Here is a 21,761-nt window from a genome sequence, read left to right as displayed (position 1 = left end):
CGACATGAGGTCTTTACCTTACAATCAACGCGGCTTAACTTTTATTTCGCTGATGTTAGTGCTCGGCCTGATCGCTTTCTTCACCTTGCTGGTATTAAAAATAGCCCCGATATACTTTAACCATAGCAAAGTACTCAATGCCTTAGAAGCAGTTGAAAAGAGCACTGACATTGCCAGCCAACCCAGACACCAAATTTTAGAGAGCCTGCATAAGCGTTTTAATATGAACTACGTCGAATATGTCACCGATGATGATATAACTATTGTTGCCCAGCCCGGCTATGTAAAAGTCGATATTGATTACGACCGAGTGGAACCTATTATGGGTAATTTAAGTGTACTGGTCGAATTTCATAACGGTTTTGAAATCGGTGGTCAGTGATTAAGAAATCAGAAGTACTTGCCAACAAGTTGGGACTCACATTTAACCAACCGCAGCTATTTAAAATGGCTCTAACCCACCGAAGTGCCGGTGCCAAAAACAACGAAAGACTGGAGTATTTAGGGGATTCTATACTGGGCTTTGTGATTGCGGAAAGTCTTTATAGACAGTTTCCAGGTGCCGGGGAAGGTGTATTAAGCCGACTGCGCGCCAGCCTGGTCAATCAAACCTCATTGGCAGAACTTGCCCGCGAACACCATATTGGCGACTATCTGATCCTGGGCTCCGGCGAGTTGAAAAGCGGCGGTTTTCGCCGCGACTCTATCTTGTCAGATGCCATGGAAGCCATGATGGGCGCCTTATTGCTGGATCAAGGTGTTGATAGCTGTCGGGAATGGATTTTATCGTTGTTTACTAGAAAATTTGCCGAGATTAAACTGGATAGCTGGAATAAAGACCCAAAAACGCGTTTGCAAGAGCTGATGCAGGCTAGAAAAAAAGAACTGCCAGTTTATGAATTGCTCAGCATGTCGGGTGCCGATCACGCGCAAACCTTCGAAGTTAAATGCAGTGTGCCTATCACGATTGAAACAACCATCGGCGTTGGAATTTCCCGCAAAAAAGCCGAGCAGGCTGCGGCGGAAAGTATGTTAATTCACTTGGAAGATCAAGACTAATGCATTGCGGATATGTCGCTTTAATCGGAAGGCCCAACGTCGGTAAATCGACTTTGATGAACCACCTGCTGGGTCAAAAACTTAGCATTACATCCAGAAAACCGCAGACCACGCGGCACCGCATTTTAGGTATAAAAACCAGCGAAATCGGTCAGGCTATTTTTATGGATACGCCGGGTATGCATAGCGAAGAAAAGAAAGTGTTAAATCGCTATTTAAACAAAACCGCCGACAGCACCTTGTTAGGTGTTGATGTGGTAGTTTGGTTGCTGGATGGCTTGTATTGGCACGAATATGACGAGCGGATTTTCAAAAAACTGCATGCCGCCGGTTTGCCAGTAATTTTAGTCGTCAACAAGATCGATAAAATCAAAGATAAACAAGCTATGCTGGCATTTTTTGCCGACGCCAAAAAGAAATATCCCTTCGAACAAATCGTACCGGTTTCAGCCTTAAAGAGCACCAATTTAGAGGTGCTTGAGCAACAGATTATGACTTTATTGCCAGTTGCCGATCCGATTTACCCCGCAGATCAAATCACCGACAGACCGGAACGCTTTTTCGCGGCAGAAATTGTCCGGGAAAAACTCACACGTCGCCTAGGTGATGAACTGCCTTATTCGCTGACAGTGGAAATCGAACAATTTGAAGAACTGCCAGAGCTGTGCAAAATATATGCAAACATCTGGGTCGAGCGCAGCAGCCAAAAAAGCATAGTCATCGGCAAGCAAGGTGAAATGCTGAAAAAAATCGGCACTGAAGCCCGCATTGATATTGAAAAGCTGATCGGTCAAAAAGTCTTTCTACAGTTATGGGTAAAGGTGAAGAAAGGCTGGTCTGATAACCAACGGGCCTTACAAAGCCTGGGATTCACTGACTCCGAATAACACATGTCGGAATCCGCTGTTCATTTGCAGCCGGCTTTCATCCTACAACATCGGCCCTATCGTGAAACCAGCTTATTGATGGAAGTCTTTACCCGAGACTTTGGCATTGTGCCAGTGTTAGCCAAAGGTGTGCGTAAGGAAAAGTCGAAATGGGCTGGCTTGCTGACACCGTTTAGCTTGTTACAAATTTCTTATCTGGATAAAACTGAGCTAAAAATCTTCACCCAAGCCGAATTAGTCAGCCATTTCCCGCTGCAAAAACTAGCTTTGTATTGTGGATTTTATGTCAACGAATTGTTGCAAGCGTTTTTACACCGATACGATCCACATTCTTATTTATTCGAATCTTATCAGGCTTGTCTAGTTGATTTAATGCACAGCCAAACTATCGAACAAACCCTGCGTTATTTCGAACTGGATTTACTGGAAGAAACCGGTTACGGCGTACAATTGGATAGTCAACAGCTGAACAACCAAACCATACAGCCACTGCAGCGCTACAATTTTGTCGCAGGTGATGGCATAGTGGCAGATAGTCTGGGTATCGTTAGCGGTGCAACTTTAATGACACTCAATGTCAAAGCAAGCTTGACCGGCGCCGCCTTGAACGAATCCAAACTGTTGCTGCGCAAAATGCTTGAAGTGCATTTACAGGGCAAACCCTTGAAAAGCAGGCATGTACTGGCAAACATTATTAGGTATTTGTAAACCAAAGCACAATCTTTAGGCATTCATCTTTTTACTTGTCTTTTTGCGGACAATCATGGACTCAATGGAAAAACAAATCATTTTATTAGGCGTGAATATCGATCACGTGGCAACCTTGCGACAAGCCCGTGGCACACGTTACCCAGAACCGATACAGGCAGCCTTGATGGCAGAACAAGCGGGAGCTGATAGTATTACCGCCCACTTGCGCGAAGATAGACGACATATTCAGGACAGAGATATTCTTCTATTGAAAGACATGCTGCAGACCAAACTGAATCTGGAAATGGCAGTTACTGACGCCATGCTCGAAATCGCCCTGCAAGTTAAACCGCAGGCCTGCTGTCTGGTGCCGGAACGTCGTGAAGAATTGACCACAGAAGGTGGGCTTGATGTTGCTTCCGCCCCCGCAAGAATGCATCATGCCTGCCATGCCTTAGCAGAGGCAGGTGTTGAAGTATCTTTGTTTATCGACCCTGAATACAATCAAATCGATGCCGCTCTAAAATCCGGTGCACCTGTGGTTGAGCTACATACGGGCCGTTATGCCGATGCCATCACACCTGAGCAACAAAATCAGGAGCTGCAACGACTGCAACGGGCGGCTGAATATGCCCATCAAGCCGGCTTGCAAGTTAATGCCGGCCATGGCTTAAATTTACACAATGTGGAAGCCATTTGCCGCATCAGCCAGATTGTTGAGCTGAATATTGGCCATAGTATTATGGCCGATGCTGTGTTTTTTGGCTTAAGTCAGGCAGTAAGAGATATGAAGCAACTAATGCGAGCAGCCCGACTGCACATTTGAGCCATGCAAACAGTGCTTGAATTTTATCAATTAACTTCGATTGGTGATCGTGATATCAATCAGGATTGCATGGCGCACCGCGTTTGTGCCGATTATGCTGTGTTTGTGGTTGCCGATGGTTTGGGCGGGCATCATGCAGGCGAAAAAGCTTCTGAGTTTTTTTGTCGTGGTTTGATTGGACTAGCAGAACAATTTCAACCACGGATCAAAGTAAACACACAACAGGCTATTAATGACTGGATTGCTGCAGCGGTGGCCAGAATGGCTGAATTATTTACCGATGACCCCGCAGCTGCCAATTCACATACTACTTGTGCAATTTTATACTTGGATGATGAGCGAGCTATCAGCGCGCACTGTGGCGATTCGCGGATTTATCGGCTTAATCCTACCCAGATAATCTGGCGCAGCAAAGACCATTCGCACATCCAGCAATTATTCGACGAAGGTCAAATCACCGAATGGGAAATGGGTGTGCATCCCGAGCAAAATAAATTAACTCGCAGCATAAATGTACTGACACCAGCAGCAGTCGATATTAAGGTATTTGCAGCAATGCAGTCAGGAGAAACCTTTATCCTCTGTAGCGATGGCTTTTGGGAGTCGATTAAAGAGCCCGAGTTATTACAATTATCGCAGCCTAATAGTGGCAAAACCGAACTTAAAAAAATGGCCAAAATGTCGATTTTACGAGCTCAGGGCAAAAGCGATAACTGCACGGTACAGTGGGTGAGAAAACGCTAACAGGTTAGGAGTAAGGTTGCGATGCAATGGACACGCAGTCTGGAGAGTTTAGTGAGTAGCCAAACCGTGTTTTTGAATACGATACAATAAGGTATCTCTGGAAATACCCAGTAAACGAGCTGACTTGCTGCGATTGCCATTCGTGCGAGCTAAAGCTTGGTGGATTATGTTAGCTTCAAGTTCATCCAGTTGCACACCTGCTTCCGGCAGTTTGAACTCAATAACCGTGGTGCTGATATCTTTTTGGAGAGCAAATTCATGCGGCAGATTTTCCGGTTCTATGACTCGACCGGCCAGCAGAATGCTGAGACGTTCACATAAATTACGCAGTTCCCGCACGTTGCCTGGCCATTTGTAAGACCGTAAAGACCTTAAGGCATGCCGACTAAAAGTAGGTGACTCCAAGCCGTGGGCCTGGGCAAAATGCACAAAAAAATGTTTGGCCAGTACTTCAATATCCTCACAGCGTTCATGTAGGGCAGGCAACTCTAAAGGCACCACATTCAAGCGAAAATATAAGTCGCGGCGAAATTCTCCCGTTTCAATAAGCTTGGTTAGGTCTGAGTTGGTGGCAGCTATAACGCGAACATTAACATGATAAGGTTTGGTGCTACCAACCTGTAGACACTCACCGGATTCCAGAAAACGGAGTAATTTGGATTGTATGGTTAAGGGCAGCGAGTTGATCTCATCAAGAAACAAAGTGCCACCGTCTGCTGCCTGAAACAAGCCCTGTTTGTCGGCAAATGCGCCGGTAAATGCGCCTTTTTTGTGGCCAAATATTTCTGATTCCACTAAACCTTCCGGCAAAGCGGCACAGTTAAGCGTCACAAATGGCTTGTTCGCTCTATTACTGTCTTTCTGAATAGCACTAGCCAGAACTTCCTTTCCTGTACCGGTTTCCCCTTTAATTAAAACTGTAACATCTGTTGCCGCGACCATGCGGGCACTACGAATTAATGCTTCCAGCGCCGGAGACTGCCCAATAATGGTATTGAAATGATCCACTGTAAAACCTCTCAAAACGTCATGATGTGTTCAACTCGCATCGGATTAAGCCATGGGAAGGCTGCCAGCAAGGCAAAAATAATGAACAAGATTCCTACAGCTTGCTTGAAGCGCTGAATTTTTGAAAGCTTGGCCAATAATGAAGTCATTATACCGACTCCCACCACAGCAGGTAAAGTCCCCAAACCAAAAGCGAGCATTGTCATCGAGCTATGCATGATACTACCTGTTGTAGCTGCCAAAGCCAAAGCAGTGTATATCAAGCCACAGGGTAGCCAGCCCCAAACCATGCCAAACAACAAAGCTTGGGTGCGATTTTGTACCGGAATCATTCGCCTGCCAAACGGTTCTATGATTTTCCAAAATCTTGAGCCCATTTTTTCAATGTACGCAAAACGGGGAAACCAGCCACCAATGTATAAACCAGCCCCTGTCATGACCAATGCCGAAAAAATTTGCAACAAACGGTGAGCTTGACCTTGAGTAAACGGCAAACTCAGGAACACCTGCAATGCCCCGACAACAGCACCTGCCATAGCATAACTGGCTATTCTGCCAAGGTTATAGCTCAAGACAATACTGAATAAGATACGCTTATTGCTGCGTAGTTCCTGGCTCAAACTGTAAGTTAATGTGCCAATAATAGAACCGCACATACCGATGCAATGCAGACTACTAAATAGGCCTATGAAAAATGCAGCTAGATAAGAAGCATTAAAATCAAGATAAAGATGCATAACCGTGATAATTGAATAAACAGGAAGTGAATTGACTGCTATCGATTATAAACGCATTACTGCCAAACGACTCACAAACACTAAAAACAATTAGGCGATAAATTTTGACAGCAGATCCGATTACGTCCCTGATGCTTGGCTTGATAAAGCGCGTTGTCTGCCGCCTTGATCAGACCGGAAAAATGATCATGGGTACTGGCAATTACAGTACCCACGCCAATCGAAACGGTTACATAAGGCAACGGGCTACTGACAGCGTGATGAATTTTCAGCTGCTCCACTGCCGCACGATATTGCTCAGCGCGCATAGTTGCTCCCGTGTTATCGGTATTAGGCAGTAGAATCACAAACTCCTCCCCCCCCATTCGCGCTACTAAATCTTCAGCGCGCTGGGTTTGATTGATCAAACTTTTGGCAACCCGCCTCAAACAGTCATCCCCTAGAGGGTGGCCATAATGATCATTAAACAGCTTAAAATTATCGATATCTAAAATCAACAACGACAACGGCGTTACTGTGCGCTTGGCCTGATTAAACTGCCGGTCTATAGCGGTATCAAAAGCGCGACGATTGGGAATTTCGGTCAAACCATCCAGTGAAGCTAGCATTTCCAGTAAATCGGTTTTAGCTTTCAGATGAATTTGCATTTTGACTCTGGCCAGCACGATAGCAGGTGAAAAAGGCTTGGTAATATAATCGGAGCCGCCAATTTTAAACCCCTGAACCTCATCAGCTTCCGAGCGCTTCGCGGTTAGAAATATCACCGGAATATTACGTGTCTCATCATCGGATTTTAATAAGCGGCAAATTTCATAGCCACTAATGCCTTCCAACATAATATCCAGCAGAATCAGATCAAGCTTTTGTTTCCGCGCGATTTGCAGCGCCAACTCGCCATGTAACGCTACTTTAATGGTGTAATAAGGTTCAAGAATGTTTTTGATCAGGTCAAGATTTTCTGGGCTATCGTCGACAACCAAAATCGTATAATCCATTCTTTTATCCATTGGCTAATTATCCGTAAATTCTAAAAGTTGACTTACCGCTAAGGCTGCTTCGACAAACTCATAATCTGCAATTTTCTTTCTAATCAGCAATAACTTTTGAGTCAGGATAGGGTCTTCAATAGCCGACAAAATTCTCTCCAAATGCCTGTCGGCATCAGAATCAAATGCTTGTAATTTGTCGACTAAAAGACTCAGTTGACACTGAGTTTCCTCTGTAGATAACAATGCCTGTTGCTTAACGGGCATCTGAGTCGGTGGCAAATAAGTTTGAATACCGCCAACTACTCGATTTAATTCCTGATCGCACAAGCTAATCAGTCTTTTAAAAGTATTGCTATTTTCAACGCTAGAATTTTGCTCTGCAAGTAATTCCTCCAGCCGCACTACGTGACCATGCAGGGCAACAGCACCCAGCGAACCAGCCAACCCTTTTAACGTATGCAAGATATGCTTGGCCCCAACAAAATTTTGGCAAGCTATGGCATGTACAACCTCATCAATACTTGTGGCATGATTTTCGGCAAATTTTTGCAGAATCTTACGGAACACGCTTTTATCGCCAGCGCTATATCGCAAACCAGCAGCCTCATCTATACCGTACAGATACGGTAGTTCTTCATTAGAGTCTGAGCTTGGGGCAATCTGGTGATCGTGCTGTGGCGACAACCATCTGCTTAAAGTTGCATACAGCGTTTGCGGCAAAATCGGCTTGCCAATAAAATCATCCATACCGGCTTGCAGACACATCTTGCGATCATCACTCATAACATTAGCGCTTATTGCAATCACGGGTAAATGACTGCAACCCGGCAATTTTCGTAACGCGCGAGTGGCCTGATAGCCATCCATCACCGGCATCTGAACATCCATCAGCACACAATCATAAGTATTCTGCTCGAGCATTTCCAGCGCTATAGCACCGTTTTCAGCAGTATCAACTTTAAAAAACGCTTGGGTCAGCAATTCTATGGCGACAAAACGATTCACCTCATTGTCTTCCACCAAAAGAATGCGGGCATTCCGAATGCCTTGTAATGGATACATGTCAGTATCGCCTACCTGGCAAGATTGAGGTTGAGGTTGACACCAATTATTTATTTCCGTGACGCCCAGCAAAACAGTAAAATTGAAACACGATCCTATCCGCAGCTGACTACTAACGCTGATACTACCGCCCATTTGTTCAACCAATTGTTTGCAAATCACCAACCCCAAACCAGTACCACCGTAATTGCGAGTAATACTGCTGTCACCTTGACTAAAGGCTTTGAACAGCTTATCAATTTGAGTCTGCGACATGCCAATACCCGTATCGCGAATGCTAAATTGCAATGTAACCTGATTTTTATTGCGACTGAGTTCGTTCAATATAACTTCAATTTGTCCGTGCTCGGTAAATTTAATGGCGTTTCCAATCAGATTGATCAAAATTTGCCGTAAACGTTGCGAATCACCAATAACCGCATGCTGTTGCCGATCAAGCTCGGGCCGAATCAGTTTTAGCTGTTTTCGATTACATAATTCCGCCATGGTCGAAAACACCTGATCCAGCATTTCTGCCAATAAGAACGGCGTGCTATCTAACTGTAGCTTACCCGACTCCATTTTGGAAAAATCCAGAATATCATCAATCAGGCTTGTCAGACTTAAAGCAGCGGTTTCTACTCGCTCAAGATAGTCGCGTTGTTTTGAGCTGATATTGCTGTTTAAGCACAACTCAACCAAACCGACAATGGCGTTCATCGGCGTGCGGATTTCGTGGCTCATATTGGCCAAAAACTCCGATTTAACCTGGGTGGCTTTTTCTGCGTCCTGCTTGGCTTCCAGCAATCGTAGTTCGGTTTTCAAATGCTCGGTAATATCTTGCATCGTGCCCCGAATTCCACAGGGGTTTTGCTTATCATCATAAATCAATTTGCCGCGCTGATGCACATGCCGAATTTCGCCATCACTTAACACGATACGATGCTTAAAATCGATCTCACGCTCACTATTACTGTTTTGTAATGCTGATTTAAACAAATTTCGATCATCCGGATGAACCAACTGCGTCAAAATGCTGGCAAAGGATGGTATGAAGTTGGTTCGACTAGTTGCTGTGATGCAATACATTTCATCTGACCAACTAAAATGATTATCCGACCAATGCCATTGCCAATCCCCAATATGAGAAATACTTTGCGCATTAATCAAGCGTTGTTTCTGAATTTTCAGCTCTTTGATAGCTTGTGCTCTTTCCAATTCAGCGGTGATTTGCGCCGCAAAAAGCTTCAGAATGTCTTCAGCCAATTGACTGTCAGGCGTTGGTTGCCGATACATTGCCAGCAAATAACCAAAAATACGCTGTTGGTCGTTGTAAAGCGGAATACCGATCAAACTCTCAATTTCATGATCTTGTAGCCACGGATCCTCGGCAAATAACTGTCTGGCATGTTGCGGAAAATTGCAGATTTTACCTGCAGCCAATTGGCGGCACAGACTAGGGTGCATAGAATAATCTGCTGGGTTAGTCGCTTTGGTCTGAGCACAAAATGACAACGTATTGCAATGACCATCTTTCAGAATCTCACCGATAAATGTGTAGTCAGCTGCTAGAGTTTCCGCAGCCAGCAAAGTTAGGTTATCCAACGCAGTATGATTGGAGCTTTCCTCCATTGACCTTGAAATGATATTTCGGATGGCGCTCGTTTGCTGGCGTTGACGGGTGATATTGGTAACTAGTCCTTGATAACCGATAACCTGCCCCTGCACATTGCGACTAATCAATTTTTGATCTCGCACCCAATTGATATGACCATTGCGATCAAGCAGTCGATAAGGTAAATGTTCAATTTTTGTGCATTTTTGATCGATTTCGCAGCTATTGATTTCTTGATTGAATACGGGTAAATCGTCCGGATGAATCAAGCTAAGATAAAGCAAGGGTTTTGCTGTAACTTGCTCGGCAGTTAAGCCTAATAAAGACAAAACATTTTCTGTCACAAATGCAACGGGCAAGCCCGCTGCTACTTCCCATTTAAAGACCACTGACGTGGTTTGGCTGATAATCCGATATGTAGTCAGTAAATTATTTTCAGACTCTTTGCGGGCATTGATGTTTTGATGGATGCCACATAGACGTGCGGGATAACCACTCAAAGGATCGCGCTCCACCACGGAACCTGATCCTTGTATCCACACCCAGTGTCCATTCTTATGCTGCATACGAAATTCCACTACGTAGGGCGTACCTAACTTAATGTGTTTAGCAACCACATCTCGCACATGCTCATGATCGTCAGGATGAATTCTATGATCCCAATCACTGATGTAGTTATCCAGCTCATCCGCTGTCAACCCCAGCATATCCAGCCAGTGCTGATTCACCTCATGCTTGCCGGTAAGATAATCCCAATCCCAAAACCCAAGTTTGGCCCCATCTATCACTAGCGCCATTTGTTCTTCGATTCGTTTGCGACTGCTGATATCAAAATGAAGCTGTAATAATAGATTCAGGTTATTACCAGGCAGATGACTCAAAGAAATCTGCTGCCAGACTGATTTTGAAAAAACAAAGTCGGTGGCAGCTAATTCCTGACCAGCATGAATATGCTGACACAGCAAACACTCATGCTCTGTAAGGTGCGAAGGATGAAACCAGTTGTGTATCGGTTGATGCAGCAAACTAGATTTAGCTTGATTAACCATATCGGCTGCCGCTTGATTGATGTTGCATATCAAGCCTTGCCTATCCAACACAATAGCGGGTTGCGGCAGGCGATCAAAACAAGCTCTGGAGGTGCTGGTTTTCAGTAACAGACGGGGAAAACCGATGAAACAATACAGTAGACAACTCAAGCCAGATAGGCCAATCACTATCGGTAACCCTGCACCCCAAGACAAATCAGACCCGGATAAATTTAAAAAAATGTCAGCCGCCAGCCCTGCTGCAAACAATAAAAATGCTGCAATCAAAGCGATGCGTAGTTTACGAATATCAGCTATCGTAGACTTTACTGTCATGAGCTTCCTAAAAGGTAATGACTACATTCAATGATAAACCGCGACAGACTGCCAAACAACGACTGGCAAGGTCGAAATTAGGCCAGACGGATTTTGTGAGCGGCTCCTGCTTGTTCTTTGACTAGTTTCGGCACCAGATAGCCAGGTAAAGTTTCCTGCATGGACTGAATGAGTTGTTTGGCTCGCTGCTCAGATACTTCAAAATGCCCAACGCCAGTGGCGCGATCCAGGCTATGTAGATAATAGGGCAAGATGCCAAAAATAAACAGTTTCTCGCTAAGCCGGCAAAGCGTATTGCTGTTATCGTTCACGTGTTTTAAAAGCACGCTTTGATTTAACAAAGTTACATTATGTTGCTTCAAATGCTGGCAGGCAACAGCCACATCAGAGCTCAATTCGTTAGCATGATTGGCATGAATCACCAGCACTATTTGCTGAGGCAAGCTGGCCAAAGTCTGTAAAAGTTTGTCTGTGATGCGTGCAGGCAATACTACCGGAATACGACTATGAATCCGGATGCGCTGAACATGCTGAATCCGACTAATATTTTCCAGCAAGTCGCAAAGTTTCGCATCGCTTAATAATAGCGGATCACCACCACTAAGTATCACTTCTTTAATCTCGCTGCGAGTGATAATGTAATCCAGCGCTTGATTCATTTTTTGGCTGGATAGTTGCAGATCGTTATATGGAAAATGACGCCTAAAACAATAACGACAATGCACGGCGCAGCCGCCAGTACAAATTAGCAGCAGCCTGCCCTGATATTTATGGATAACGCCTGCCTGGGCCACTGCGTTTAAATCACCCACAGGGTCAAAACTGTACCCAGGAAAATCCTGCAACTCATCCTGAACAGGCAGCACTTGCCTTAATAACGGATCGAAGGGGTTACCTTTTTCCATGCAATCGACAAATCCGCGCGGCACCCGTAGCGGAAAATCCTTGAATTGAGGCAATAAAGGCAGACTGGACGAATCGAGTTGCAGATGTCGACATAAAGCGTCAACACTGGAAAAAGCCTCGGCAAGTTGGCGTTGCCAGAGAGTGGTGGGGGTGTTCAATACGGCTCCGGTTTCCGAATAAAATCCATATACATTATAATCCTCCGACTTATTGTTTGTTTCACGAGGAAATAATGGCAACTTATAGCACCAACGAGTTCAAAGGCGGTTTAAAAATCATGCTGGACAACGACCCTTGTTCGATTATTGAGAACGAGTTCGTTAAACCCGGCAAAGGCCAAGCCTTTAACCGGGTCAAAATCCGCAATCTAAAATCCGGTCGCGTCATTGAGCGTACTTTTAAATCCGGTGAGTCGGTAGAAGGTGCTGATGTTGTGGATCGTGAAATGCAATATCTTTACTCTGATGGCGAGTTTTGGCATTTTATGGTGCCCGATACATTCGAACAATATCAAGCTGATAAAAATGCGGTCGGTGACACCGTCAAATGGTTGAAAGAACAAGATATGTGCACCATGACTTTGTGGAATGATGTGCCTTTATCGGTCACCCCCCCAAATTTTGTTGAATTAAGCATTACCGAAACTGACCCCGGCTTGAAAGGCGATACCTCAGGCGGTGGCGGCAAACCAGCCACACTAGAATCCGGCGCGGTTGTACGGGTGCCCTTGTTTGTACAAATTGGCGAAATGATCCGCGTCGATACACGAACCGGCGAATACGTTTCCCGCGTTAAAGAATAGTGACAGCCGACTGGCGACCAGTGGCGGATTTACAGCAACTGCAGCAACGCGCGCAGTTGCTGGCCACCATCCGCCGGTTTTTTGCCGAGCGCAATGTACTGGAAGTCGAGACACCATTACTATGTCGCGCCACAGGTACCGATCCCAATCTGGATTTCTTTACCAGCCAGTTTCATAATCCGCCGCATAAAAAAGACCTGTTTCTGCAAACCTCTCCCGAATTTGCCATGAAACGTTTACTGGCTGCAGGCAGTGGCAGCATTTATCAAATTTGCAAAGCCTTCAGAAACAGTGAAGTTGGCCGCTTTCATAACCCCGAATTCACCCTGCTGGAGTGGTATCGGGTTGAGTTTAATTTGCAACAACTGATGCATGAAGTAGCGGAATTGTTAATGACGCTACTATCTGGCAGCATGCCGCAATTATCGGTGACGCAAGTCAGCTATCAACAATTGTTCATCGAATGCACCGGCCTGGATCCGCTATGCTTTTCCCGATTAGCCTATCACCAGTTTAGCAAAAGCCAAGGCCACCCGGAAGCGGATAGCTTGTGCGCTGATAATCATGCTCTATGGCTAGATTTTTTGTTCAGCCATTGCGTACAAAATGCCATGCCGAGAAACTCAATCTGTTTAGTTCACGATTACCCCGCAATTCAATCCTCATTGGCCCGGCTGCATACCGACGATACACGCCTATCTGAACGATTTGAAGTATTCATCAACGGCGTGGAACTGGGCAATGGCTTTTTTGAGTTATCCGACGCGGAAGAGCAAAACGCCCGTTTCGAGCGTGAAATTGCCTATCGACAAAAACACGGTTTGGCTGCCGTAGAAAAAGATCAACTGTTTTTGGATGCATTACAAACCGGCTTACCTGATTGCAGCGGTATTGCCATCGGACTGGATCGCTTGCTGATGATCGCTTCAGACTGCGATAGCATCGAACATGTTCTAGCCTTTCCTTTTGCCAATGCTTAACAGGCCTAACATTACAGAACAAATCAACTACCTTCTACACTAGCTTCAGTATAATCGCAGCTAGTTATAACAATAAAAACGGGGAATATCATGTACGGCATAGACAGCTTTTTTGAAAATCAGTATCTGCGTTTACAAGCTCATCCACAGTATTTGAAAGTCATGACACTACCGACTCTGCAGAAGTGGAGCGTGCTGGTTGGACTATTTTTGCTCAGTCAGATAGTGGTATTCGGCAGTTTGTATGTCATTTTTGATGAAATCGTGGTGATAGGGTTTTTAGCCAGCATCCTGGCAGGTTTGGCTACTGGCGTTGGCGCACTACCTGCGCTATTTTTTAAAGATATTTCTCCGCGCTTATTCAATAGCATGCTGGGTGCAGCGGCTGGCGTCATGCTGGCGGCCACCGCATTTTCGCTACTGGTACCCGGCATGGATTTTGGCGAACAAATTTGGCCAGGCAAAGGTTTGCTGATTGTGTCTGCCGGCATGATGCTGGGAGCTTTGTTTTTACATTTTGCCGATAAAAAATTACCGCATTTGCATTTTGATTCCGTAGCGGATGAAAGCCTGGATTCGCTGCAAAAAATTTCTCTGTTCATTATCGCCATTACCATACACAACTTTCCGGAAGGTATGTCTGTAGGGGTTAGTTTTGGCTCGGGTGACTTGAAAAGCGGCCTGGTATTGTCGATTGCGATTGCCCTGCAAAATATCCCCGAAGGTTTGGCTGTCGCGCTACCGCTGGTAGGTCTGGGCTACAACAAATGGAAAGCCGTAGGTGTTGCCACACTCACAGGGCTGGTTGAACCTGTCGGTGGCTTACTAGGCATTACCATGGTAACGGTTTTTTCTTCCATCCTGCCTATTGCCATGGGTTTTGCGGCCGGCGCCATGCTGTTTGTCATCAGTGAAGAAATTATCCCCGAAACCCATTCTAAAGGTCGCTCTCGCATCGCCACATTTTCATTAATGCTAGGCTTTATCATTATGATGATGCTGGATAAGATGCTGGGTTAAATCAGAAAAAAGACGAAAGCTGTAAGGCGAAAACAACCTACCCTAGCTCAAATTTGGCTCTGTCGAAAAATCCGTCGGCATTTCTTAACGGAGCCAGAATATTTCCCCGGATGCAGGCGTTATTAAGACTCGAAAACCAAGCGTTTTAGATCAAAACCAGATTATCCCGGTGTATCAACTCGTCTTCGTCAGCGTAACCCAATAAGGCTTGGAATTCCCCACTAGGCCGACCGGCAATTTTGGCCGCGTCTTCAGCACCGTAATTTATCAAGCCGCGGGCAATTTCCACACCATTCTGATCTCGGCACGATACCAAATCGCCGCGCTTAAATTTACCCTGCACTGCTTTAACGCCCACTGCCAGCAAACTTTTGCCTGCTGCTTGTAAAATTCTGACGGCTCCATCATCCAGCGTGACAGTGCCTTTGAGTTGCAACTGCCCAGCCAACCATTGCTTTCGAGCAACCAACGGTGCCAAATTAGGAATTAAATAGCTGCCAAGTTCTTCACCTTGAAACACACGTTTTATCACGTCTTCGATACTACCTGAGACGATGACGGTAGCCGCACCGGAACGCGCTGCCAAACGGGCCGCCCGAACTTTAGTAAACATGCCGCCACGACCTAATCCACTAATACTTTCACCGGCCACTTCATCCAGTAGCTTATCATTGACGCTAACACTGGAAATCAACTTGGCATCCGGATAGAGGCTGGGGTTAGCATCAAACAAGCCGGTTTGGTCGGTCAGCAAAATCAGCAAATCCGCTTCTACCAAGTTGGCAACCAAAGCGCCCAAGGTGTCGTTATCGCCAAAACGAATTTCTTCAGTGGCGACAGCGTCGTTTTCGTTGATTACCGGCACTACACCAAAACCCAGCAAGGTCAATAAAGTACTACGAGCATTGAGGTAACGTTGACGGTCGGATAAATCGTCATGCGTTAATAATACTTGTGCAGCCAACAGTTCATGCTGTTGAAATTCGTTTTCAAAACGTCTGACCAAACCCATCTGTCCCACAGAAGCTGCAGCTTGCAGCTCGTGCAAGGTTTTCGGACGATTCTTTAGTTTTAGGCGGCTCATGCCCTCCGCAACTGATCCGGAGGATACCAACACAACATCCACACCAAGCTGCCGCAGCGCCGCCATTTGCGCCACCCATCCTGCAATAGCTTGTTTATTCAGACCACGCCCACCATCGGTGAGTAAAGAACTACCAATTTTAACAACGACACGCTGAGCTTGACGAAAGTCACTCCGGATCACGCATAAACTCCTGTTGCTGGATGTGTTGCTCTTCTTTTAGTGCAGCTTTTTGTTGTTCCAGAAAATCCATGATGGCATACATCAATGCTCTGGTTCCCTGGTTTTTTAAAGCGGAAATCTGAAATACCGGGCCAGTCCAACCAAGTTCATCGACAATAACCTGACAATGCTGGTCGACTTCGTCATCCGGCACGTTATCGATTTTATTCAGCACCAACCAGCGCGGCTTGTTGGCTAAATCATCGCTCCATTTTTCCACTTCCTGGATAATTTTACGGGCCGAAGAGACAGGTGTTTCATCACTTTCATAAGGCGCAATGTCAACGATATGCAGCAGCAATCCGGTTCTAGACAAATGCTTTAGAAACTGCAAACCCAATCCCGCGCCTTCTGCTGCGCCTTCGATGACTCCTGGAATATCGGCTATCACAAAACTGCGTAATTCATCGACACTCACCACACCCAAATTGGGATGCAAGGTGGTAAATGGATAATCAGCCACTTTTGGCCGGGCAGACGACACCACTCTGATTAAACTGGATTTGCCGGCATTAGGCATCCCTAACAAACCCACATCGGCAATTACCATTAACTCAAGACGCAACAGGCGATGCTCGCCAGCTGAACCTTTGCTGGTTTGTTGCGGCGCTCGATTGACACTACTTTTGAAACGCGTATTGCCCAATCCATGAAAGCCGCCTTTAGCCACCAACAAACGCTGACCCGGCGCTATCAAGTCACCGATTTTCTCGCCGGTAGTGGCTTCAAAAACGATAGTCCCCGGCGGAACCGGCACCAAGCAGTCTTCGCCTTTTTTTCCGGTACAATCGCGACTACCGCCGTTTTCGCCACGCTGAGCACGATGCACCGAGGAATAGCGAAAATCCACCAGGGTATTAACGTTTTCGGTTGCCACCAGATAGACACTGCCACCATCGCCAGCGTCACCACCGTCAGGTCCACCCAAAGGAATGTATTTTTCGCGACGGAATGAGGCTTTGCCATTACCGCCATCCCCTGCTTCTACGCGGATTTCCGCTTCGTCAACAAATCTCATAATTTACCGGTATAAACAAAAAAGCCCCGCTAAAAAACGAGGCTTTTTCAATCAGGTGTGCCATAAAGCACAGCCAAAAAATTTCTATGCTGCTGCAATACTGATGTATTTGCGGTTTTTTGGGCCTTTTTCTTCAAAAACCACAGTGCCATCAGATGTAGCAAACAAGGTATGATCTTTTCCCATACCGACATTATCGCCAGCATGAAATTTGGTACCACGTTGGCGAACCAGAATGTTGCCAGCCTTTACCACTTGACCACCAAAACGCTTAACACCCAATCGCTGAGCATTAGAGTCGCGTCCATTGCGTGTACTACCGCCTGCCTTCTTGTGAGCCATTTTCTAAACCTCGTGTGTTATGCAGAAATGCCAGTAATCTGGACTTCTGTGTAATATTGACGATGCCCCATTTGCTTCATGTGGTGCTTACGTCTTCTAAATTTAATGATTCTAATTTTTTTGTGTCGGCCTTGAGATACCACAGTCGCAGTAACTTTGCTGCCTTGGACATAAGGCTGACCAACTTTAACAGCGTCGCCTGATTGAACCAAAAGCACTTTGTCAAACTCCACGCTGTCGCCGGCGCCCAACTCAAGTTTTTCGATTTTTAAGGTAGTACCCTCTGCGACACGATACTGTTTACCACCTGTTTGAATTACCGCATACATCAGCGCAAGCTCCATCAAGCATATATCTGTTAAAAGTGAACAGCGGATTATATTTTCAAAAAGCCCACGCGTCAAACCTAAATTTGATTTAGCTTGATTGACAGGCAGTTTCGAAGCACTTTAAACCGCTGAAATTTAGCTGAATATTTTACAAAATACTTACCAATAACCAGATCTGATTATCCATCAGCTAAATTATTGCTCATTAAGCTTAGGCAGTGGATCAGCCAATCCCATGGCGTGCTGAGCTAATAAATGCTTGGCAAACGGCAGGTGATCCAGCAATGCCAAACCGGTATTGCGCAAAGCAGCGACCGGCAGCCAATCATTGGAAAATATTCTCACCACATTATTTGTGAAACCAATGGTTTTACTGTGATCCTGTTGCCGCTGTTTAGTGAATAGCGTTAATAAATCAGCTGCGCCCAAATCAGCTTGTTGCTGATGTTGCCGAATCAACATGTCAGCCAATTGCGCTACGTCGCGTATTCCCAAATTAAAGCCCTGCCCAGCCACCGGGTGCAATTGATGTACTGCGTTGCCTACAATAACAGCCCGCCCGGATACCATGCTCTCTGCCCTGATGAGACTCAGCGGAAATGCGCGCCTCGGCGCGATCAGCTTTAACGCACCCAAGCGATAGCCGAAGCAGGCTTGCAATTCAGCCAGAAATTCAGCTTCACCACCCGCCATCAATGCCTCGGCCTGCTCTTGGGAACGCGTCCACACTACTGAAGCCTGTTTGGCGGCAATCGGCAACAAAGCCAGCGGGCCTTGATCCGTGAACCGCTCATAGGCAGTATGTAGATTCGGCATTGTCGATTGCACACTGGTCACCAGTGCAGTCTGACCGTATTCCTTAATTTGTTGCGGAATATCCAGCAATTTACGCACAGTCGACTGCCCGCCATCAGCACCGACTAAAAGTTGGGCGGTTAAATTTAACGACTGCTTGTTTTGTTTTAAACTGACATTAATAGCTTCCTGGCCGGACATCAATCCGACCACCCGGGTTTCGTATAACCGGGTTACGGCGATTTCCGCCACCAGATCAGCCAAATATTCTTCGATATCGCGCGCTGCAATCACATACCCCAACGCATCTACATTTTGTTCGGTCGCAGACAACCGGGTTTTACCAAAATGACCACGATCAGAAATATGTATGTGCTTAATGGCATTAGCCTTATCCGCCACGCCATCCCAAGCACCCAAGCTTTGCAACAATTGCACCGTACCCGCCGCCAAGGCCAAAGCGCGATCGCCTGCCGGCGAATCTCTTAATTGCTCCCGACTCGCAGCTTCCACGATGGCAATATTCAGACCACTATTTTTTAATGCCAGCGCCAGACAGTTACCCGCCAGACCGGCACCCACAATAATCAAGTCATAATGATTTTGCATTTAACCACCCTGCATTAACGCTTCAATATCCGCAATGCTTTTTGGCACAGCGTGCGTCAGTATTTCATAACCGTTTTTGGTAACCAGCACATCGTCCTCGATACGGATACCAATACCACGCCATTGTTTATCCACTTTTTCACAATCAGCCGGGACATATAAGCCCGGCTCGACAGTCAACACCATGCCAGGCTCGAGTATGCGCCATTCATCCTTAATTTTATAATCGCCAACATCGTGCACATCCATGCCCAACCAGTGACCAATACGATGCATGTAGAACTGTTTATATTTCTCATCTTTGATGAGTTTTTTAACCCGTCCTTTCAGCAAACCCAATTCAACCAAGCCCTTGGTCAGCACATCTACCGATGCTTCATGGGCTTTATTCCAGGTGATGCCAGGCTGAATCTGCTCCAACGCTGCTGCCTGCGCATCCAGCACCAACTGATAAAGTAATTTCTGTGGCTCAGAAAATTTCCCGGACACAGGGAATGTACGGGTGATATCCGCAGCGTAATGATCGCATTCCACCCCGGCATCGATTAGCAGCAAATCATCTTTGTGCAACTTATCTTTATTTTCGATGTAATGAAGTACGCAAGCATTTTTGCCACCGGCGACGATGGATGGATAAGCCACTGCGCGCAAGCCATCCCGAATAAATTCATGTATTAGTTCGGCTTCGACTTCATATTCGTACATGCCGGGCCGACAAGCCTGCATAGCTCTTACATGTGCTCGCGCAGACACTTCGGCGGCGCGGCGCATTAACTTAAGCTCTTCAGGGCTTTTGAACAAGCGCATTTCATGCAACACATGCTCTAATGACACCAACTCTCCCGGCGCCGTCACGCCGCTGCGTGATTGTTTGCGGATGTGATTGATCCAGTCCAATAGCTTGTGATCCAGCTCGCTATCCTTGCCCATTGGGTAAAACACCTTGCCTTTGTTTTCCAACATTCCGGGCAAAATATCGTCCAGATCGTCAATAGGAAACGAATCGTCGGCTTCGTAATGCAGGGTAGCACCCTCCAAACCTGCGTGCGCACCTTCCCATAGAGCTTTTTTCTCATCAAACTCACGACAAAACAACACATATTCGCCCTGCTCGCGACCAGGGATAAAAGCGGCTAATGATTCAGCCTCATTAAACCCTGTCAGATAATAAAAATCGCTATCCTGCCGGTAGGGATAATGCACATCACGGTTACGGGTTTGCTGCGCAGCACTGGCAATAATAGCAATATTGCCTTTGCCAATTCGTTTCATCAGCAAGGCACGGCGTTTTTTAAATTCGGCTTGTTTCATAGAATCTCTCTCAGTGCATTTGCCCACTTTTGTCGCCGGCAAATTGGTCACGTACGCTCAATACTGCCATACGCACGTACTCGTGAATCTCTATAAATGCATCTTCGTCTTCCTCGCCTTCGACCTCAGTTTCGATCTTGGTGAGTTCAATCATATCCCGCATCACTTCTGCAGTATCGCCTGGCCATTCGGCATCGGTTTGGATATACCCCACGCCAAACAAAAAGCCCTGGCACCAACAACGAAATGCGTCCACTTGCTCACTTAACGGCTCATCGTCATCGGGCAGCAATAAGTCAAAACTAAATTCACTAGCATCCGGATCGAGTAATTCGCGAGTACGCTCGAACAACTCCAGCATAAAAGCCTTATCATCATCCGGCAAATCTTGCTCATCAGCCCATAATTCATGCAACCAGTTGGCCGCATCAACTTTCCCCTCGATACACAACATCCCTACCGCAATGCCATGCGCTTCTGCAGCGCCCTGATCGGCATTGTGCCTTATCAGAATTTCATTGATTGCCTGATACATGATTTTCCTGCCTTTCCTGCTGTGTTTAAGCTGTTTAAAATTGGCGCTTATGCTAACATTGTTCACCATTTTGGATGATTTTAATGTCTTATCGGCCAACACTCTGCTATGTCTGAATTAGAAAAAGACCCCTCTACTGAATTGGCTGCACTGGAAGCGAAACTGGATGCACTCATCGCCCAATATCAGCTAACGAAAAGCGAAAATAAATCGCTCAAAGTTAAGCAAGATGCACTCGTTAAAGAAAAAGCCAAATTACTGGAAAAAACCACGCTGGCTAAGGCGCGTGTCGAGGCAATGATTAACCGCCTGAAAGCAATGGAACATGATTCATGAGCAAACCCATTAAACCAGTGTCGCTAAATATCCTGGGCAAAGAATACAAAATTGCCTGTCCTCAAGACGAACTGGAAGGACTAATTAACACCGCTCAGGAACTAGACGCTCAAATGCGAAAAATTCGCGACACCGGTAAAGTAGTTGGCTCCGAACGGATTGCCGTGTTAGCCGCCTTAAATCTAGCCCATGTTGCCAGCCCTAGCAAAAGCAACGTTGCTGATACGGAATTTTGCAACCACCTGGTGGAATTACGCCAAAAAATAGAAAATGTTTTAGAAAACCCATAAAACTGTTTAGAATGTTACGGGTATCTCCTGCAGCGTTCGAGCAGTGCTGGGTGTTTCCTGAACCTGTTTTTACCCCGGAAACTTTGACCATTCATGGTGTGCATGCCTGTTTATTCAGGAAGCCTGATTGACTGGATTTGGTTTCCACTTGAACCTCCGGTTCAAGGACGAAAGCATCAGACGGCGCAGGCGGGAGATCGCTCCCACCCCCACTTGCTATAA

The 21,761-nt window shown here is 46.0% G+C and carries 23 protein-coding genes and 1 other RNA gene; 12 read left to right on the top strand and 12 right to left on the bottom strand.

Going from position 1 to position 21,761, the window contains the following annotated elements; all coding sequences use genetic code 11:
* Window positions 1-4: 4 nt before the first annotated feature.
* The 6 genes from A1359_RS05445 (at window position 5) to A1359_RS05420 (ending at window position 4,206) form a co-directional block, all read left to right on the top strand.
* On the top strand, window positions 5-382 hold the full coding sequence (locus tag A1359_RS05445) for a DUF4845 domain-containing protein (RefSeq protein ID WP_066979154.1): 378 nt from the start codon (window positions 5-7) through the stop codon (window positions 380-382).
* The gene (gene rnc / locus A1359_RS05440) at window positions 379-1,059 is read left to right on the top strand and encodes a ribonuclease III (protein WP_066979145.1); all 681 of its coding nucleotides are present in this window, start codon (window positions 379-381) and stop codon (window positions 1,057-1,059) included. The genes A1359_RS05445 and rnc overlap by 4 nt, the downstream gene beginning before the upstream one ends.
* Window positions 1,059-1,946 carry a GTPase Era gene (gene era, locus A1359_RS05435; RefSeq protein ID WP_066979143.1) on the top strand — a complete coding sequence of 296 codons (888 nt, stop codon included), beginning with the start codon at window positions 1,059-1,061 and terminating at the stop codon, window positions 1,944-1,946. The genes rnc and era overlap by 1 nt, the downstream gene beginning before the upstream one ends.
* Before the next feature lie 3 nt (window positions 1,947-1,949).
* Window positions 1,950-2,654, top strand: a complete 705-nt coding sequence (gene recO, locus A1359_RS05430; protein ID WP_066979141.1) for a DNA repair protein RecO — start codon at window positions 1,950-1,952, stop codon at window positions 2,652-2,654.
* A 64-nt stretch (window positions 2,655-2,718) separates the two neighbouring features.
* Window positions 2,719-3,462: a pyridoxine 5'-phosphate synthase gene (gene pdxJ / locus A1359_RS05425; RefSeq protein ID WP_066979225.1), complete on the top strand. Its 744-nt coding sequence runs from the start codon at window positions 2,719-2,721 to the stop codon at window positions 3,460-3,462.
* Between the two features lie 3 nt (window positions 3,463-3,465).
* On the top strand, window positions 3,466-4,206 hold the full coding sequence (locus tag A1359_RS05420) for a PP2C family protein-serine/threonine phosphatase (RefSeq protein ID WP_066979134.1): 741 nt from the start codon (window positions 3,466-3,468) through the stop codon (window positions 4,204-4,206).
* Window positions 4,207-4,254: 48 nt separating this feature from the next.
* Here the strand turns inward: A1359_RS05420 and A1359_RS05415 are convergent, their stop codons facing one another.
* The 5 genes from A1359_RS05415 to epmB form a co-directional block, all read right to left on the bottom strand.
* Entirely contained in the window at window positions 4,255-5,214 is a 960-nt protein-coding gene (locus A1359_RS05415) for a sigma-54 interaction domain-containing protein (protein ID WP_083960509.1), read from the bottom strand.
* Between the two features lie 11 nt (window positions 5,215-5,225).
* On the bottom strand, window positions 5,226-5,951 hold the full coding sequence (locus tag A1359_RS05410; RefSeq protein ID WP_066979132.1) for a sulfite exporter TauE/SafE family protein: 726 nt from the start codon (window positions 5,949-5,951) through the stop codon (window positions 5,226-5,228).
* Window positions 5,952-6,031: 80 nt separating this feature from the next.
* A complete protein-coding gene (locus A1359_RS05405; RefSeq protein WP_198159278.1) occupies window positions 6,032-6,958 on the bottom strand; it encodes a diguanylate cyclase domain-containing protein in 927 nt (308 codons plus the stop codon).
* A gap of 3 nt (window positions 6,959-6,961) precedes the next feature.
* Window positions 6,962-10,960, bottom strand: a complete 3,999-nt coding sequence (locus A1359_RS05400) for a PAS domain-containing protein (RefSeq protein ID WP_066979122.1) — start codon at window positions 10,958-10,960, stop codon at window positions 6,962-6,964.
* Window positions 10,961-11,037: 77 nt separating this feature from the next.
* The gene (gene epmB, locus A1359_RS05395; protein WP_066979219.1) at window positions 11,038-12,024 is read right to left on the bottom strand and encodes an EF-P beta-lysylation protein EpmB; all 987 of its coding nucleotides are present in this window, start codon (window positions 12,022-12,024) and stop codon (window positions 11,038-11,040) included.
* 74 nt (window positions 12,025-12,098) lie between these two features.
* Between epmB and efp the strand changes: the two genes are divergently transcribed.
* The 3 genes from efp to A1359_RS05380 all read left to right on the top strand — a co-directional run bounded on the left by efp (window position 12,099) and on the right by A1359_RS05380 (window position 14,668).
* Entirely contained in the window at window positions 12,099-12,668 is a 570-nt protein-coding gene (efp, locus tag A1359_RS05390; protein WP_066979120.1) for an elongation factor P, read from the top strand.
* The gene (epmA, locus tag A1359_RS05385) at window positions 12,668-13,648 is read left to right on the top strand and encodes an EF-P lysine aminoacylase EpmA (RefSeq protein ID WP_066979119.1); all 981 of its coding nucleotides are present in this window, start codon (window positions 12,668-12,670) and stop codon (window positions 13,646-13,648) included. Before efp ends, epmA begins: the two co-directional genes overlap by 1 nt.
* Before the next feature lie 90 nt (window positions 13,649-13,738).
* On the top strand, window positions 13,739-14,668 hold the full coding sequence (locus tag A1359_RS05380; protein WP_066979118.1) for a ZIP family metal transporter: 930 nt from the start codon (window positions 13,739-13,741) through the stop codon (window positions 14,666-14,668).
* A 145-nt stretch (window positions 14,669-14,813) separates the two neighbouring features.
* Here A1359_RS05380 and proB read toward each other — a convergent pair whose 3' ends face one another.
* From proB to A1359_RS05345, 7 genes are all read right to left on the bottom strand, one after another.
* Window positions 14,814-15,935, bottom strand: coding sequence for a glutamate 5-kinase (proB, locus tag A1359_RS05375; protein ID WP_066979117.1), 1,122 nt, complete (start codon window positions 15,933-15,935; stop codon window positions 14,814-14,816).
* Window positions 15,922-16,992 carry an Obg family GTPase CgtA gene (gene cgtA / locus A1359_RS05370; protein ID WP_066979116.1) on the bottom strand — a complete coding sequence of 357 codons (1,071 nt, stop codon included), beginning with the start codon at window positions 16,990-16,992 and terminating at the stop codon, window positions 15,922-15,924. The genes proB and cgtA overlap by 14 nt, the downstream gene beginning before the upstream one ends.
* A gap of 84 nt (window positions 16,993-17,076) precedes the next feature.
* Window positions 17,077-17,334, bottom strand: a complete 258-nt coding sequence (gene rpmA, locus A1359_RS05365; RefSeq protein ID WP_066979114.1) for a 50S ribosomal protein L27 — start codon at window positions 17,332-17,334, stop codon at window positions 17,077-17,079.
* Window positions 17,335-17,351: 17 nt separating this feature from the next.
* Entirely contained in the window at window positions 17,352-17,663 is a 312-nt protein-coding gene (gene rplU / locus A1359_RS05360; protein ID WP_066979109.1) for a 50S ribosomal protein L21, read from the bottom strand.
* A gap of 195 nt (window positions 17,664-17,858) precedes the next feature.
* On the bottom strand, window positions 17,859-19,067 hold the full coding sequence (gene ubiH, locus A1359_RS05355) for a 2-octaprenyl-6-methoxyphenyl hydroxylase (RefSeq protein ID WP_066979101.1): 1,209 nt from the start codon (window positions 19,065-19,067) through the stop codon (window positions 17,859-17,861).
* Window positions 19,068-20,378, bottom strand: a complete 1,311-nt coding sequence (gene pepP / locus A1359_RS05350; protein ID WP_066979100.1) for a Xaa-Pro aminopeptidase — start codon at window positions 20,376-20,378, stop codon at window positions 19,068-19,070.
* A gap of 10 nt (window positions 20,379-20,388) precedes the next feature.
* Entirely contained in the window at window positions 20,389-20,913 is a 525-nt protein-coding gene (locus A1359_RS05345; RefSeq protein WP_066979216.1) for a UPF0149 family protein, read from the bottom strand.
* A gap of 108 nt (window positions 20,914-21,021) precedes the next feature.
* Here A1359_RS05345 and A1359_RS05340 point away from each other — a divergent pair, with 108 nt between their 5' ends.
* From A1359_RS05340 to ssrS, 3 genes are all read left to right on the top strand, one after another.
* On the top strand, window positions 21,022-21,249 hold the full coding sequence (locus A1359_RS05340; protein WP_066979099.1) for a TIGR02449 family protein: 228 nt from the start codon (window positions 21,022-21,024) through the stop codon (window positions 21,247-21,249).
* Window positions 21,246-21,539 carry a cell division protein ZapA gene (locus A1359_RS05335; protein WP_066979098.1) on the top strand — a complete coding sequence of 98 codons (294 nt, stop codon included), beginning with the start codon at window positions 21,246-21,248 and terminating at the stop codon, window positions 21,537-21,539. Before A1359_RS05340 ends, A1359_RS05335 begins: the two co-directional genes overlap by 4 nt.
* A gap of 21 nt (window positions 21,540-21,560) precedes the next feature.
* Window positions 21,561-21,739, top strand: a non-coding RNA gene (gene ssrS / locus A1359_RS05330) — 6S RNA.
* The last annotated feature ends 22 nt before the right edge of the window (window positions 21,740-21,761 follow it).

The sequence above is a fragment of the Methylomonas lenta genome (assembly GCF_001644015.1).
Lineage (GTDB): Bacteria > Pseudomonadota > Gammaproteobacteria > Methylococcales > Methylomonadaceae > Methylomonas > Methylomonas lenta.
Note: the sequence above shows the minus strand (reverse complement) of the source record. Positions and strands in the feature narration are given on the sequence as shown.

What these genes read in the sequence shown, in the direction of transcription:
- A1359_RS05380 (WP_066979118.1), top strand. Translation starts at nt 13,739, where the DNA reads ATGTACGGCATAGACAGCTTTTTTGAAAATCAGTATCTGCGTTTACAA.
- recO (WP_066979141.1), top strand. Translation starts at nt 1,950, where the DNA reads ATGTCGGAATCCGCTGTTCATTTGCAGCCGGCTTTCATCCTACAACAT.
- A1359_RS05420 (WP_066979134.1), top strand. Translation starts at nt 3,466, where the DNA reads ATGCAAACAGTGCTTGAATTTTATCAATTAACTTCGATTGGTGATCGT.
- rplU (WP_066979109.1), bottom strand. Translation starts at nt 17,663, where the DNA reads ATGTATGCGGTAATTCAAACAGGTGGTAAACAGTATCGTGTCGCAGAG.
- era (WP_066979143.1), top strand. Translation starts at nt 1,059, where the DNA reads ATGCATTGCGGATATGTCGCTTTAATCGGAAGGCCCAACGTCGGTAAA.
- ubiH (WP_066979101.1), bottom strand. Translation starts at nt 19,067, where the DNA reads ATGCAAAATCATTATGACTTGATTATTGTGGGTGCCGGTCTGGCGGGT.
- A1359_RS05410 (WP_066979132.1), bottom strand. Translation starts at nt 5,951, where the DNA reads ATGCATCTTTATCTTGATTTTAATGCTTCTTATCTAGCTGCATTTTTC.
- rpmA (WP_066979114.1), bottom strand. Translation starts at nt 17,334, where the DNA reads ATGGCTCACAAGAAGGCAGGCGGTAGTACACGCAATGGACGCGACTCT.
- A1359_RS05335 (WP_066979098.1), top strand. Translation starts at nt 21,246, where the DNA reads ATGAGCAAACCCATTAAACCAGTGTCGCTAAATATCCTGGGCAAAGAA.
- A1359_RS05400 (WP_066979122.1), bottom strand. Translation starts at nt 10,960, where the DNA reads ATGACAGTAAAGTCTACGATAGCTGATATTCGTAAACTACGCATCGCT.
- efp (WP_066979120.1), top strand. Translation starts at nt 12,099, where the DNA reads ATGGCAACTTATAGCACCAACGAGTTCAAAGGCGGTTTAAAAATCATG.
- A1359_RS05345 (WP_066979216.1), bottom strand. Translation starts at nt 20,913, where the DNA reads ATGTATCAGGCAATCAATGAAATTCTGATAAGGCACAATGCCGATCAG.
- cgtA (WP_066979116.1), bottom strand. Translation starts at nt 16,992, where the DNA reads ATGAGATTTGTTGACGAAGCGGAAATCCGCGTAGAAGCAGGGGATGGC.
- A1359_RS05340 (WP_066979099.1), top strand. Translation starts at nt 21,022, where the DNA reads ATGTCTGAATTAGAAAAAGACCCCTCTACTGAATTGGCTGCACTGGAA.
- A1359_RS05445 (WP_066979154.1), top strand. Translation starts at nt 5, where the DNA reads ATGAGGTCTTTACCTTACAATCAACGCGGCTTAACTTTTATTTCGCTG.
- pepP (WP_066979100.1), bottom strand. Translation starts at nt 20,378, where the DNA reads ATGAAACAAGCCGAATTTAAAAAACGCCGTGCCTTGCTGATGAAACGA.
- A1359_RS05405 (WP_198159278.1), bottom strand. Translation starts at nt 6,958, where the DNA reads ATGGATAAAAGAATGGATTATACGATTTTGGTTGTCGACGATAGCCCA.
- pdxJ (WP_066979225.1), top strand. Translation starts at nt 2,719, where the DNA reads ATGGAAAAACAAATCATTTTATTAGGCGTGAATATCGATCACGTGGCA.